The sequence below is a fragment of the Rhodococcus sp. MPR-R1B genome (assembly GCF_058793255.1).
The window spans coordinates 212,735-226,458 of sequence record NZ_JBXAFO010000010.1 but is presented as its reverse complement, the minus strand read 5'-3'; the positions used below and the strand labels follow the sequence as shown (position 1 = coordinate 226,458).

General features: G+C 61.8%; 12 protein-coding genes. 3 read left to right on the top strand and 9 right to left on the bottom strand.

What is annotated here, in order from left to right; all coding sequences use genetic code 11:
* Positions 1-18: 18 nt before the first annotated feature.
* The gene (locus AC1Q61_RS16690; protein ID WP_051649686.1) at positions 19-762 is read left to right on the top strand and encodes a GntR family transcriptional regulator; all 744 of its coding nucleotides are present in this window, start codon (positions 19-21) and stop codon (positions 760-762) included.
* 80 nt (positions 763-842) lie between these two features.
* On the top strand, positions 843-1,364 hold the full coding sequence (locus tag AC1Q61_RS16685) for a methyltransferase domain-containing protein (RefSeq protein WP_139799817.1): 522 nt from the start codon (positions 843-845) through the stop codon (positions 1,362-1,364).
* 20 nt (positions 1,365-1,384) lie between these two features.
* On the opposite strand, the gene AC1Q61_RS16680 is transcribed toward AC1Q61_RS16685, so the two are convergent.
* From AC1Q61_RS16680 to AC1Q61_RS16650, 7 genes are all read right to left on the bottom strand, one after another.
* Positions 1,385-2,512, bottom strand: a complete 1,128-nt coding sequence (locus tag AC1Q61_RS16680; RefSeq protein ID WP_042924405.1) for an FAD-dependent oxidoreductase — start codon at positions 2,510-2,512, stop codon at positions 1,385-1,387.
* A 9-nt stretch (positions 2,513-2,521) separates the two neighbouring features.
* Positions 2,522-3,208, bottom strand: coding sequence for a TetR/AcrR family transcriptional regulator C-terminal domain-containing protein (locus AC1Q61_RS16675; RefSeq protein WP_042924456.1), 687 nt, complete (start codon positions 3,206-3,208; stop codon positions 2,522-2,524).
* A 306-nt stretch (positions 3,209-3,514) separates the two neighbouring features.
* The gene (locus AC1Q61_RS16670; RefSeq protein ID WP_042924404.1) at positions 3,515-4,675 is read right to left on the bottom strand and encodes a serine hydrolase domain-containing protein; all 1,161 of its coding nucleotides are present in this window, start codon (positions 4,673-4,675) and stop codon (positions 3,515-3,517) included.
* Between the two features lie 126 nt (positions 4,676-4,801).
* The gene (locus AC1Q61_RS16665; RefSeq protein WP_252194382.1) at positions 4,802-5,707 is read right to left on the bottom strand and encodes a hypothetical protein; all 906 of its coding nucleotides are present in this window, start codon (positions 5,705-5,707) and stop codon (positions 4,802-4,804) included.
* Positions 5,708-5,833: 126 nt separating this feature from the next.
* Positions 5,834-7,192, bottom strand: coding sequence for an L-serine ammonia-lyase (locus AC1Q61_RS16660; RefSeq protein WP_042924403.1), 1,359 nt, complete (start codon positions 7,190-7,192; stop codon positions 5,834-5,836).
* Positions 7,189-8,409 (bottom strand): amidohydrolase, encoded by a 1,221-nt coding sequence (locus tag AC1Q61_RS16655; protein WP_042924401.1) that lies wholly within the window; start codon positions 8,407-8,409, stop codon positions 7,189-7,191. Before AC1Q61_RS16655 ends, AC1Q61_RS16660 begins: the two co-directional genes overlap by 4 nt.
* A gap of 84 nt (positions 8,410-8,493) precedes the next feature.
* Positions 8,494-9,837 (bottom strand): DUF3100 domain-containing protein, encoded by a 1,344-nt coding sequence (locus AC1Q61_RS16650; RefSeq protein WP_215515854.1) that lies wholly within the window; start codon positions 9,835-9,837, stop codon positions 8,494-8,496.
* Positions 9,838-9,973: 136 nt separating this feature from the next.
* Between AC1Q61_RS16650 and AC1Q61_RS16645 the strand changes: the two genes are divergently transcribed.
* The gene (locus AC1Q61_RS16645; RefSeq protein ID WP_228402203.1) at positions 9,974-10,972 is read left to right on the top strand and encodes an Lrp/AsnC family transcriptional regulator; all 999 of its coding nucleotides are present in this window, start codon (positions 9,974-9,976) and stop codon (positions 10,970-10,972) included.
* A gap of 36 nt (positions 10,973-11,008) precedes the next feature.
* On the opposite strand, the gene AC1Q61_RS16640 is transcribed toward AC1Q61_RS16645, so the two are convergent.
* Together AC1Q61_RS16640 and AC1Q61_RS16635 are read right to left on the bottom strand one after the other, a co-directional pair.
* Entirely contained in the window at positions 11,009-11,974 is a 966-nt protein-coding gene (locus AC1Q61_RS16640) for an endonuclease/exonuclease/phosphatase family protein (protein ID WP_042924399.1), read from the bottom strand.
* Between the two features lie 48 nt (positions 11,975-12,022).
* Complete coding sequence (locus AC1Q61_RS16635) at positions 12,023-13,717, bottom strand: SulP family inorganic anion transporter (RefSeq protein ID WP_042924397.1); 1,695 nt, start codon at positions 13,715-13,717, stop codon at positions 12,023-12,025.
* Positions 13,718-13,724: the final 7 nt, after the last annotated feature.

The following is a 13,724-nucleotide window of genomic DNA, read 5'->3' as shown; positions in this document are numbered from 1 at the left end:
TTCTTGTACGCTTGCGCCATGAATCAGCAGACGTCCACCGGGCCGGGGACCTCGAGCGTCGTGATCGAACCGGAGTTGAAGTACTACAGGGTGCGCACCGAGATCGAGACAATTCTCAGTGGGCTCGAGGAGGGCGACGCAGTCCCGTCCGAGCGGGAATTGGCGGCACGGTTCACTGTCGCTCGCGAGACGGTCCGTCAAGCGCTTCGTGATCTGCTTGTCGAAGGACGGATCGAGCGGCGGGGGCGGGGCACTGTCGTCGCGAGTCCGAAGTTGGTTCAGCCGCTCTCGATTCGTTCTTATACCGAAGGCGCACTGAGTGCTGGGCGAGTGCCCAGTCGTAAGATTGTGACGTTCGAACGAATGTCGGCCGACGACGGTCTCGCCACGGAGTTGGGTATCGAGGTGGGCGACAGCGTCGTTCATCTCGAGCGTGTCCTCTTCGCCGACGGCGAGAAGATCGGACTCGAATCAACGTTCCTGCCGGACAGCAGGTTCGGTGAGATGCTCGACGCTTTCGATGCGACGACGTCCCTGTACGCGGCTATCCGTTCCATCGGCGTGGTCTTTGCCTCCGCAACCGAACGGATCGAGACGGTGCTCGCTTCACCGCGGGAGGCAACGCTCGTCGAGTCCACCACCTCGATGCCGATGCTTCTATTGCACCGGACGTCTGTCGACCCGGATGGTGTGCCGATCGAGCGGGTTCGCTCGCTCTACCGCGGCGACCGCATTGCTTTCTTGACGACGTTGCGGGAGTGATTGCGGTGGGCGATGCAGGCGACATCACACTCGCGAGTTATGAGGCCGGTGCGAATCTGTATGCAGCTAGACCGTATGTCATGGGGGAGGCGATGGTCCGGTACCTCGCCCAGATCGCCAAGCTGGTGGACGGAGGGACGATTCTGGAACTCGGCAGTGGTCCCGGCCGTGATGCCGAGTACCTCGAATCTCTCGGAGTATCGGTGGCGCGCACTGACGGCGCACTCGCCTTCGTGGAAATGATGAGGGCAGAGGGTTTTACAGCTGAGGTTCTCGACATGCGAACTGGGCAGTTCAACGGAACGTACGATGCCGTGGTGGCAAATGCAGTCCTGCTTCATTTGCGACGCGACGAGTTCGAATTCGTCGCGAGAAAGTCGCGAGGTGTAGTCGGGGCAGAGGGAATTTTTGCGTTCACGGTCAAGAGGGGCGACGGAACCAGTTGGAGCAAAGCGAAATTGGGGTTGCCGCGCCACTTCACATTTTGGCAGGAGGACCAACTTCGTCAGGTGCTCGGCAGAAGCGGGTGGGAAACTTTGTCAATCGACGCCGTGGTCGGTCCCACTGCCGATTGGTTGCATGTCATTGCACGGGCGAACTGACAATCAGGCAACGGCTCCGGTCACGCGTGTGAGGCGAACATGTCCACGAGCCCCTGGGGTGCGTTCTCGCCGAAGCACATGTCCAGTCCATCAGCGGACTGTTGTGCCGCCGCGGCGCTGCGTGGGAAGAGTCGCTCTTCGTAGACAGCTAGCCCTTCCTCCGTGCTGCTGTGCGAAGCGATCGCCTGGCCGAGTTCCGCGCCGTCGAGCATTGCCAGGTTCGCACCCTCTCCGGCAAACGGCGACATGACGTGTGCCGCGTCCCCGAGCAGAGTGACCCCGGGAGTACGGCTCCAACTGTGGCCGATGGGAAGGGCATGGATGGGGCGAGGGGTCAGCGAGCTGTCGGCTTCGACGATCAGTGAACGCAGTGACTCGTCCCAGTCCGAGAAGTGTTCCAGCAGAACCTTCTTCGCGATGTGATCGTCGGAGAAGTCGACACTCGCTGCCCAGCTCTCGGGAACTCGCAGGGCGGCATAGATGTGCAGACTGTTGTCGGTCTCACGGTGGGCAAGGAAGCCCTTGTCGGCACTGAGTGCGAACATCATTCCGCCGCCGACGGTTTCAGCGGCATCCACGTGCTGGTTGTCGGCGGCGTCGAGGTCGAACTCCACGAAAGATATTCCGGTGTACGCAGGAGTGTCGTTTGAAACCAATGGACGGATTTTCGACCACGCACCGTCGGCGCCGACCAGGAGATCGGTGGTGAAGTGGGTTCCATCCGCGAGGTGAACTTCGTGTCGACCATCCGGCAACGGATGAGCACTGCGGACCTTGGCTCCCCATTGGATTGTTTCCTTCGGAATTGAGCTGAGCAGTAGGTCACGCAGCTGGCCGCGGTCGATTTCCGGGCGGTCGCCGTCTCCGGTGTCCTGCTCGCTCAGGTGCACGACGGCATTTCGATCGAGGACGCGTGTCTCTTCCCCGCCTTGATGAACGAGGGCGCGGAACTCCTCATAGAGGCCGGCGGCACGAAGCGCGATCTGACCCGAGTCTTCGTGGATGTCGAGCATCCCGCCTTGAGTTCTGGCTGTCGGTCCGGATTCGAGATCGAATACCGCCGAATCGATTCCGCGGAGATGGAGGACTCGGGCGAGGGTGAGGCCACCGAGGCCGGCGCCGATGATTGCGATGGGGTACTGGTTCATGGTGGGTTCCTAAGAAGTGAGTGGGGTGTTCTCGATGCCCGTGATGAGCGTGCGGAATCCCCAGGAGAGGCGCGCCGAGGGTTCACCGGCAAGTAGAGCTGTTGCATGTCTTGCGACGAGTGGGTGCGTCTGCGGGTTTGCGTTCTGGATTGCGTCGGTCAGCGCGCTCCATTGGGCATCCGCGTCGGCGGAATTGTTCGGCGCCGAGTGTTCGGCAGCAGTGGACGTCGCGTACTGCAGTAGCAAGTCCACGCCCCACGCGGCTTGACCTGGAGGGACTTCGCCTTCGTCGAGCAATGCCAGCAGGCGCTCGAGCAGGCGTACGTAGTGAACTCCGCTGGGTCGGGAAACGAGTGCCGACTGGGCGAGACCGGGATGATCGAACAGCACGGCCGTGTACGAGGTCAACACCCGTTCAAGGCGAGCTTGCCAAGTGCCGGAGGAATTTTCGGCGAGGTCGACCACTCCGAGAAGTGTGTCCAGAACGGCGGCGTGCAATTCGGCGGTATTGCGCACGTACACGTACATCGATGCCGGCCCGGTGTCGAGTTCGAGGGCGAGTCGACGCATCGTCAATTTCTGCAAGCCCTCCGACCGCAAGATTTCCACCGCGGTACTGACGATGCCCTCGCGTGTCAGAGCGGGTTTGGCCGGACGATTGCGACGGCTCGACGGACTTGTTGGCTGAGTGGGCATGATTTCACCGTACACGAACATGTTCGTAACGAACATGTTCGTTGGATCACGCACTGAACGTCCACCGCTGTGCGGAGCCATATCGGGAGCGGTGGGTTACATGCCTGTACCGCCGGAGAGCATTGCGATCGTCAGTAGGATGCCACCCACAATCCCCACGAGCGGGCTGTCGCTGTCGAGAAGCCAGTCCTTCAACGATCCCATGAGTGCCTCTTTCGGGTTTCGATCTGTCGGCGGTCGAGCCTATCGACAGATCGAAACCCGAGATGTCACTTTCGTCCGAATTGTGGATCGGACCCGAGGTGATCAGCCGTAGACGTTGCCCGAGCTGATCAACTTGGTGATCGGCACCATCAAAGCACTGGTCAGGTCGGTCTCTCCGTCGATGTCGGTGTTGATGAAGACGACCAGGGTTGTGTCCTTCTCGGGCAAGTAGACCGAGACTGTCTTGTAGCCGGGCAGGCTTCCGTTGTGACCGATCCAGCCGCCGCTGTTGAACAAACCGAGTCCGTAGCCGGAGCTGTCGTCCCCTTCGCCCAGGGGCTCGGTGTGCAGGCGCTGCTTCTGAGTGTCGTCGGCGAGGAGATCGCCCTTGGCCAAGGCCGGAACCCAGATGCGCATGTCGTCCAACGACGAGATCATTGCGCCCGCGGCGCCTCCCCAAGACGGGTTCCAGTCCGTTGCTGCGGTCACGGATTCGTCGAGTGTTTGGTTGGTGTATCCCTGTGCGTGGGGGTTCGGGAACGCGTTGGTGGTGGGAAAGCTGGTGTGCTCCATTCCGAGTGGTGTGGTGATCTTGGTGTCGATGACGTCCGACAGTGTTGAGCCGGTGACCTTCTCGATGACCATGCCGAGCAGAAGGGTGTTGGTATTCGAGTAATCGACAGTGGTTCCTGGTCGAATTTGGAGTGGGAGGTCCTTGACGTATCCGAAGAGCTCTTCGGATGTGAATGATCGGCGAGGGTCGGAAAGAACATCCATGACAAACTGTTCGGACGTCGTGTAGGCCACGAGGCCGCTGCGCATCCCCGCCAGCTGGCGCAGGCTGATCGCATCGCCTTCCATGACGCCGTCGACGTACTGGGAGATCGGATCGTCGAGACCGATCTTTCCCTCGTCGACCAATTGCAGCAGGGCGGTGACGGTAAATGTTTTGGTGACGCTACCGATCCGGTGGTAGAAGTCGGTCTCCATCGGTGCCTTGGTTGCAGTGTCGGCGACTCCTGCAACCTTCACATAGTTGCCGTCTGGTCCCCAAATGCCCACCATCGCACCGGGAATCCCCGTCGAATTCACCGCAGCGTCGATGATCGAATCGAGCTGGCCGGTGATCGCAGAGTCCATGACCTTGTCAGTGGTGGATGTGGGATTGTCTGCGGATTTGTCCGTGCTGCAGCTGATTACAGCGCCGGCAACCATGGCGCTGCACAGGCCGACAAGCATGATGCGTCTTGCTCCGGTTTTCATGAGTCGAACTTTGCCTGTCCGAGGGCACTCACACATCGACCCCGGGTACGGCAGACGCAGTCCCCAGGTACCTCCTCAACCGGTACCGGGGGACTACGGAACCCTGGTCTGAACCCTTGACTTGGGTCAGAGCCCGCCGTCGAAGAACGCCGCCAGGGCCAGCGCGGGGTCTGCCGCGGTGCCCATATTTGCTACGCCGACAACGATCAATCCCAGCGTGAACAGTGCAGTGAGAAGACCTATCGACCCCGACATGAATCTCGTCCGTCGCTCGGATCGTGCCGTTCTCGCGAAGCGTGCCCACACGACCACAGTCACGGCCAGTGATATTGCTGCCGCGATCAGCGCGATCACCGCCATGGCCAAGTGATACCGCGCGAAGTCGCTGATCATCAGTTCGAGGGCGGGACTTTGCTGATTTCCGGTGCCCGTCGACTGAGCGAGCTGTTGTCGGACCTGCCCGACAGTTTCGGAGAGTGCCCCATCCGTCTGGGCCACGGGCAACATCGAGATCAGCGAGGAGAAGGGTGCAACGACACCTTGGATATTTGCCATCACGAGTACCGAGGAAAACATCGCGAGGAGCGTGACCAGCCCTCCCGCCGAGACGAATGCGAGTTTCTTTCCAGCCGTCAGAGGGCCGGCGTTCACGAACGACGCCTTGAGCATCCGGCCGAGTGCGAGCAGAACCGTCAGCAGGATTACCGCGATCACGGCCTTGGCCACGTGGTACCGCAGCCAGTAGTCGACAGCGGACTCCAAGCTCGGCGAGAAGGCTTGGACACCGGAACTCCAGTATTCGACGAACGCGGCGCGGACCGTCTCGACGAGTTCTCCCTGGTCTGCGTACCCATCACCCGGCCTACTCGTCAGCATGCCCGGGGCGAGAACGAAGGCAGCGGAGAAACCGGCGACCAACGCGATCAACGCGGCGATCTTGCGACCTGAGGACTGCGTCGAGCGCGACGGCCCCGCAGTGTTGTGCCGTGAAGAATTGTGCAGTGGGATTCCTCCAGCGTGATGAGCGATCATCTGGTCACCGTCCACAAAGTCATGTCACCGAGTGTAGAAATCGGTACACCGGACTTCATCGTTCGAGAGGATGATATTTCCGGCGACGGCGTCCGCCCGCCCTCGCCGCTGCCGTCGACATCCTCCTCAGCACTCGACGACATTGACGGCGAGCCCGCCTTCACTTGTTTCCTTGTAACGCACGGACATGTCGTTTCCGGTTTGGCGCATGGTTTCGATGACGGTATCGAGGCTCACCACATGCGTCCCGTCACCGAGGTATGCGAGCTGAGCTGCGGTGACTGCAGTCGAGGCGGCTACGGCATTTCGTTCGATGCAGGGGATTTGGACCAGGCCACCAACCGGATCGCAGGTCAGCCCCAGATGGTGTTCCATGGCAATCTCAGCTGCATTCTCGATTTGTCGTGGTGATCCGCCCATGACAGCGCACAAGCCGGCTGCCGCCATCGCGCAGGCAGCTCCGACCTCGCCTTGGCACCCCGCCTCCGCGCCCGAGATCGAGGCATTCGCCTTGATGATCGATCCGATTGCGGCAGCGGTGAGGAGAAAGGTTCGAACGTCGTGAACGCCGGCGCCCGTAGCGCGTATGTGGTGATAGAGCACCGCCGGCACGATGCCCGCAGCGCCGTTCGTCGGAGCCGTTACCACGCGGCCACCTGCTGCATTTTCTTCGTTGACCGCCATGGCGTAGACGGTCAGCCACTCGCGTGAGGAGGGGGCGCAGTTACGTTGTTCCAGTTGAATGTTCGCAGACCGTGCTCTTCGGCGAACTCCGAGACGCCCGGGCAATACACCTTCGGTCTGGGTGCCGCGTTCGATGCATGTGCGCATCGCGGACCAGATCGCGTCGATGCCGGTGAATGCCCGATCCTGGCCGTGCATCGCGATTTCGTCCGACAGTGCCAACTCGGCGATAGTTCCGGAGCCGCATTCCGCCAGTAGCTCTTTCGCGGTTCGATAGCGTGAGTTGATCGAATGCGCGCTTGCTTGCGTCGCCGTTCCGGCGCGCAGTACGAATCCGCCACCGATCGACAGATATGTACTCGTACAAACGATTTCGCGACCGCTGAAGGCGGTCAGTGTCATCGAGTTGGGGTGCCCGTGACGGCGAACGAGCGGCTCGAACACCATGTCCTCGTGAGTGAACACAACGTGCCCGAGTGAGCCGCCGACGAGCTTCACCGATCCGCCGTCCGAGAGCTCGGCCCAACGCCCGTGAACGTCGTTCGGCTCGCACGTTTCAGGATCCAACCCACGAAGTCCCGCGATCACCGCGTCGGGAGTGCAGTGCCCTATTCCGGTGGCGGCGAGAGAGCCGTGCAGATTGCAGCGAATTCGGTCGACCGACGCGGTCAAGCCGGCGGCGGAGAGCTCGCCGACAAAAGTGCGGGCGGCTCGCATCGGACCGACCGTGTGTGAACTGGAGGGCCCGATGCCGATGGAGAAGAATTCGAGCGCGGAAACATAGACGCCGGTGGTGCTCATTCGGCGCTCGTGACGGTAGTCGCTCCTGACTCGCGCTGGGCCGCAATCGTCAGGAGGTTGGAGCGCGAGTCCCCGGTGGCGGCTCGGATCACAGTGCGTGCCATTGCAATTGCTCCGTGCAGAACAGCTTCGTCGCCCGCTGCGGAGCGGGCATCAGCGGCAAACTCGATCGTGTGAGGAACTCCGGTAACGCCGCGTAACGCGATCATCGGGTGGATCGAGGGAACCACCTTCGACACGTTGCCCATGTCTGTCGAGCCGCCGGTCAGGGGAGTTCGGGCGGCCGCGGTGCGGCCCAGGCTCGCGATCTCCTCGTCCCAGATCGTCGCCAGCACGCGATGTTGAACAAGCTCCTCGTAGCGCGGTTCGGCGCGTTCGGTCGACCAGGAGCAGTCGCTGGCCACAGCTGCGCCCTCGAAGCAGGAGAGCATACGACGCTTGGCGTCCAACAGCACCTCGAGTTCTGCGGCCCGAACTTCCGCTCGCACCAACGTCGAGGCCGGAATGATGTTTGTTGCTTCGCCGCCGTGCTCGACATAGGCGTTGAGCCTGACGTCGGACGGAAGTTGTTGACGGAGAAGTCCGATGGCGACCAAGGCGATCGTGGCGGCGTCGCCTGCGTTGATGCCCTTGTGTGGCGCAGCGGCCGCGTGTGCGGCTCTTCCGGTGTAGGTCACGTCGAACCGGTCGACTGCCTGCGTTCCGGTGACGGTGCAGCTGACGTCTTCACCTGCAGCGCCGTGGACCATGATCGACATCGCCGCCCCCTCCCATGCGCCAAGTTCGAGCAGCAAGACTTTCCCGCCGCCATGTTCTTCGGCCGGCGTACCGAGAAGGACGACGGTCAGACCGTGTTCCTCCGCGACCTCTCCGAGCGCGATCGCTGCTCCCAGTCCGGCAGCGGCGATGACATTGTGTCCACACGCATGACCGATGTCGGGAAGGGCGTCGTACTCGGCGCAGACGACGACGCGGAAGGGGCCGGAGCCCCGCACCGCTTCGAATGCCGTCTCGAGGCCGTAGGCGGCGCGAGTAACCGTGAAGCCGGCTTCCTGTGCGGCGTCCGCCAAGAGGGCGGATGCCCGATGCTCTTCGAATGCCAGCTCTGGGTGAGCATGGATCGTGTGGCTGACATCGATGAGGCGTGATGCCCACTTCTCGATCGTGCTCGAAACCGTGTCTGTGAGGGTGAGGGTGAGGGTGTCAGCGATGGACATGGGTATTGCTTCCTTTCAACATCTTTGGTTCTCTGTGTCTTCGGATCGCGGTGTCTTCGGTTCTCAGCGTCTTCGGGTGCAGTTCTAGTGCCAGAGGCCCAGCGCGAACTCCGCGACGACCACGGAAAGTAGGTAAGAGGCGAGGATCGCGACGATTCCGACGGGCACGATCTTCCAGCCGATCGTCTTGAGCAAGGGAAGGTCCTTGCCGAGGCTGAGACCTGCGACAGTCAAGGTGAGGGTGCAGATCGAGAGAAAGTCGACAGTCCCGACGGTGCTCGAGACGAAATCACCGATGGGGGACCACGGTGTTGTCGCCAAGGCGCCGATGGTGATGATTGCGATCATCGCCGCGATCTTGCCGCGGGTCAGGCGGGCCACGCCGACGCCCAGGAGCAACAATCCGGTGAGGATCAAGTAACCGACGATGATCGATCGAGATACGCCACCCGCTGCGATCGAGGAGACGATGACCCCACCGACGAACAGAATCGGAACGATCGTGGTCAGCGGCACGGTGACGCTCGGCGCAACCGCTCGTGGGGCAGTGTCGGCTTTCCGTTCGCTGGTCGTCTTCGAGCGCTTGGTGAGTGCGCCATAGATTCGATCAGCAAGGGGGAGTGCGACATACATGCCGACATACACGCCGAGGAGGCCGGTGATGATGTTGGATGTGGCCGCCACGGCGAGTACCTGGTCGGCCATCTCGGGGTGCGCCGAAACGACGCTGGCGGCAGCGGCAGCCATCATCGAGCCGGATCCGACGCCGGCACCCATCGCCAATGCGAGGGGGTCGAAGATGTTGAAGGATGTAGCCAGTGACGCAATCAGGCTGATCAGCACGGCACCGAACAGAGTGCCGAAGACGTACATCGACAGGACTCCACGGTACTGGTCGGAATCGGGGCCGTAGCGTTCGCTGACCATCGCGAAGGAACCCTCGCGGTCGATGGAGAAGGTTGCTCCGACGGTGGCCGGCCCCATCCGAAGGAGTACCGCCAGCGGGAGTGCGAGAGCGATAGTGCCGAACAAGTGCCCCAATTCCTGCAGTAGCAGTGCGGGGCCCGCCTCGAACAACAATTGGATGTTCGGGCCGATGGTGAAAGACAACCTTGCACAAAGCAAGAGAACAGCCAGGCCCATGATTGCCGAGGCCGCAGCCTGAAGGTCGAGGCCGAGTGGTTTCCACTTCTGGCTCGAGACGACACCGCCGGCAATCAGTCCCCACACCATGGGCAGGATCGTGATGGCGGCAGCGCCGACGGGAATCACTGCGGGGCCGATCAGTTGCGCGCCTGCCGCAAGCCCGAGGAGCAAAGTCACCACGATCCACAGGCGTGGCGTCTGCATGGCGAAAACGACTTTTTGCGTCGCGTTTTGATCGCTGACTGGGGAATCGTCATGCGAGACAGGGAATGCTTCGGTCATGTCGGTGTCTTTCTCGAGGGGGCGAACGAACGCAAGAAGTAAGGGTTCTCGAGGCTCAGGATTTGGTGGACTATTGATGTGATGAAGTTAGGATCGACGCGTTTCGATCCTGTTTCGGTGCAGCATTCTTTTGAAAGTGAGGTCCTCGGTGCAGGATCAGATGCTCAAGGACGACGATCTTCGGCTGTTGAACGCACTGCAGATCAGGCCGCGAGCGTCGTGGTCCGAGCTTTCACGCGCGATCGGTTCCGACCCGGTCACCCTGACCAGGCGTTGGGAGCGTCTGCACTCGCAAGGAATAGCGTGGATCGCTGCGTACCGTGGTGGACCCATCGTGTCGGCGACCGCACTTCTCGAGATCGAATGCGCACCGGCACAGACCATGAGCGTTGCCGAACAGATCGCGCACGATCCCGAAGTTCTCACAGTCGATCTCACAACCGGCAATCGGGATCTGCTCGTCACGCTCACCTGCACTGACCTCGATCAATTGTCCAGGTACGTGTTGGAGCGAACACAATCCCTGCCGATGATCACCGCGATGCGAACTCAGATCGTGTCCTCGGCGAACTCCGACGCGAGGAACTGGCGTCTACGTGCTCTCGATGCGGAAGAAATTGCCGCGCTCGAGTCGGCCCCGGCGGGAAAGATTCGTGGTGTACGCGCCGGCGAAGAGGAACAGTCGCAGCTGTTCGACATTCTTTCTCGCGAACCACGTGTCACCGTCTCGGCACTCGCTGCGGCCCTCGGAGTCACGCCGGCTCGCGCTGGGGCGCTCCTTTCTCACGAGCTGTCGACGGGGCGACTGGTCGTCCGCACGGAGATTGCTCGGCCCTACTCCGGCTGGCCGGTCTACGCCTGGTACTTCTTACGTCTCGACGGGCGAAAGGAGGCAATTGCTCAGCGTCTTTCGCACCTGCGTGAGGCGAGGCTTGTTGCTTCTACGATCGGCAGCTACGACATCGCATTGGCGGTGTGGCTGCGCTCGATCGACGACGTGCAGCGTCTGGAAGGTTATCTCGCCGAGCAGTTTCCGGGCGTATCCGTGGTGGACCGGTCGATCGTCCTGCGTACGCCGCATCACCTGCATCGGACGATCGATGTGTCGGGTCGAAGCATGCCGAAGCACGGGTGATCCGCAACTCGTTCGCTCGGGTCGGGTGCTCTCCGACTAGTTGGGGATCGCCACGTCGACGATCAAGCCGAAGTGATCGGAACCTTCGATCTCGATCCGCTCGAGTGACTTCGCCTGTCCGCCCCGCAGAAGTACATGGTCGATGCCGACGATCGCGGGAAATTTCTTGTCCGCCGGATAGGTGCGCACGATGCCTACTCCCAATTGGTCTGCGGCATCGGAGTAGCCGACATCGAGGAGGTCACGGAATTGCTTGTGCGTGAATGTGGTGTTGAAGTCGCCACTGACGATGACGGTTTCCTCGGCGGCAGCAGCGTCGAGCGCGTTTCGCAAAGTGCTCAGCTCGGCAGTCCACACGTCGGGCGGGGTCACGTACGCCGGTCCGGGGTGAACCGCCAGAAGGGTGAACGGAGTCGAGAAGCCGACTTCGGCAACAAGATTGGTCGGTCCGAATCCGTTCAATTCCCGAGTTTCCGTCAGCGGATAACGGCTGTAAATACCGGCGCCACCCCCGCCGGCCTCGTCCGGTACCAAGTAGTGATGCGGCAGCAGTTGCTCGAGTCCTTGATCTCTGAGAGAGCCTTCGAGTGATGTGGTCAGTTCCTGAACCGTCAGGACGTCGACTGCCTTCTCGCGCACCGTCGCAGTCAAACTGGCGGGATCTGCCTGCCCGAAGAGAAGGTTTGCTTGCATTACGCGCAGAGTCGGCCCGTCGATTTCGGAACTGTTTGCCACATACAGTGGACTGATCACCGACGCGCCCACCGCAATCAGTACCACCGAGATCGCCAGCAGGATCCAGCGGCGAAAGATCAGGCATATCAGGGACGCTGCGAGTGTGACCGCAAGCAGTATCGGGACGAAGGAGGCCACGGCGATCAACGGGTTGATCGGCTTGGTGGAGTACAACGCGATCAGCGAGACAACGCCGACGGCGATACCGCCCACGCCGGCGACCTGAGCGATACGGCGTGCCGGAACATTGTCCGTCGTGAATCCCATACCAAACGGTACCCAATGCAGCCACGGCTCCCGACTGCCTGGCGTTTGTCAGTCGTCGGTTCGGGTGCGGAATGCGTTCACGGCGGCTTCGACGGTCGGGTAGAAGTGCGTCGAATCGAATCGATCCCCGACTCCGAATCGGATGAGTCGATCCTTGATCGGACCTTTCATCTCTGCGAATGCCAACCGAATTCCTTTGCCTTCGAGGAATGTATCCAGATCGACGAGTTCGTCGACTGCCGTTGTATCGAGTCCGGTGATCGGTTCGGCGGCTATAACCACCCAGTCGACCGGATCTGGCGCCTTGGCGACGACGGAGCGAACGTACTCGTCGAAGATCTCGCCGTTCGCGAAAAACAGTGGCGCGTCAAACCTCACCAACACCAGGCCGGGGATGCGATGCCCATCTGGATGGCGTTCGATGTCGTGGAATCCGGTGGGTTCGCCCGTCTCGACGAGTTCGGTTCGATGTGGCTGCCATACCTGCGCGATGACCGCTGCGAAGGACAGTCCGATCGCAACAAGGATGCCTTGTAGCACACCGACCAGGGCGACGCCCAGAAACGCCGCGACGGCGAGGCCGAATTCCACGGTGCTCATGCGCCACATGCGGACCATGCCGCCCACGTCGATCAGTGCACACGCGGCGACGATGACGACGGCGGCCAGTGTTGCATCGGGCAGATATGCCGTGAGTCCGGGAGCGACGAGGACGAACACCAGGACCGCGAGCGCCCCGACGACGCCGGCCAATTGTGTGTGCGCCCCACTCTGTTCGGCTACCGGAGTTCGTGACCCGCTCGCCGAGATCGGGAACCCGCCGAACAGCCCGCCGGCCACGTTCGCGACACCGATCGCCTTCATTTCGGTACTGCCGTTCACGTCCTCGCCGTGGCGGGCGGCGAAGGTGCGCGAGAGAACGCCGGTGTCGGCGAAGGCAATCAATGCGATACCGGCGGCGGGCCCGATCAGATGGCCGACGTCCTGCCACGTGACTCCACCGACGGAAGGGAGGGGGAGTCCTTCCGGCAGTGCGCCGACCATGCCGATGTCATCGGTGAGACCGGCGGCAGCGGACAAGACTATGGCCGCGACAACGGCCACCAGAACGCCGGGAACAACAGGTACCCAGAGCCGGAAGGCGACTATGACGACTAGCGAACCGACACCGATGGCGGCAGCGAGGGGGTCGACGTCGCCACCCACCAGGGCCTTTGAGATCCCGCCGATTTCACCGAGTAGACCGGACGCGTCGACGGAGAATCCGAGCAGCTTGGGAATCTGACCAACTACGACGACGAGTGCAATGGCGTTGAGGTAGCCGAGGCGGATCGGTTTCGAGAGGAGTTCGGTCACGAAGCCGAGACGAAGGAATCCGCCGATCACGAGGATGAGTCCGACAAGAATGGCGAGAACACCGGCTAGTGCAAGCGCATTCTCCGAATCGCCGACCACTGCCAGCGGTATGACCGCGGCGGCAATCAGCGGCGCCAGTGACGAATCAGGTCCGAGTACAAGGATTTTCGAGGGCCCGACTACCGCGTACGCGAGCAAAGGCACGATGGTGGCGTACAGCCCGGCGTACGCAGGCAACCCGGCGGCCTCGGCGTAGCCCATGCCTGCCGGGATGAGCAGGGCAGTCAAGACGAGTCCGGCAGTGACGTCTGTTCGCAACCACTCGCGGCGATACCCACGGGCAGTCGCGACGCCCGGTAGCCGACCTAGACTCTCCGCCCACATCATCGTTTGA

Coding starts and splice junctions, on each gene's coding strand:
- AC1Q61_RS16690 (WP_051649686.1), top strand. CDS start 19: ATGAATCAGCAGACGTCCACCGGGCCGGGGACCTCGAGCGTCGTGATC.
- AC1Q61_RS16685 (WP_139799817.1), top strand. CDS start 843: ATGGGGGAGGCGATGGTCCGGTACCTCGCCCAGATCGCCAAGCTGGTG.
- AC1Q61_RS16680 (WP_042924405.1), bottom strand. CDS start 2,512: ATGAACCAGTACCCCATCGCAATCATCGGCGCCGGCCTCGGTGGCCTC.
- AC1Q61_RS16675 (WP_042924456.1), bottom strand. CDS start 3,208: ATGCCCACTCAGCCAACAAGTCCGTCGAGCCGTCGCAATCGTCCGGCC.
- AC1Q61_RS16670 (WP_042924404.1), bottom strand. CDS start 4,675: ATGAAAACCGGAGCAAGACGCATCATGCTTGTCGGCCTGTGCAGCGCC.
- AC1Q61_RS16665 (WP_252194382.1), bottom strand. CDS start 5,707: ATGATCGCTCATCACGCTGGAGGAATCCCACTGCACAATTCTTCACGG.
- AC1Q61_RS16660 (WP_042924403.1), bottom strand. CDS start 7,192: ATGAGCACCACCGGCGTCTATGTTTCCGCGCTCGAATTCTTCTCCATC.
- AC1Q61_RS16655 (WP_042924401.1), bottom strand. CDS start 8,409: ATGTCCATCGCTGACACCCTCACCCTCACCCTCACAGACACGGTTTCG.
- AC1Q61_RS16650 (WP_215515854.1), bottom strand. CDS start 9,837: ATGACCGAAGCATTCCCTGTCTCGCATGACGATTCCCCAGTCAGCGAT.
- AC1Q61_RS16640 (WP_042924399.1), bottom strand. CDS start 11,974: ATGGGATTCACGACGGACAATGTTCCGGCACGCCGTATCGCTCAGGTC.
- AC1Q61_RS16635 (WP_042924397.1), bottom strand. CDS start 13,717: ATGATGTGGGCGGAGAGTCTAGGTCGGCTACCGGGCGTCGCGACTGCC.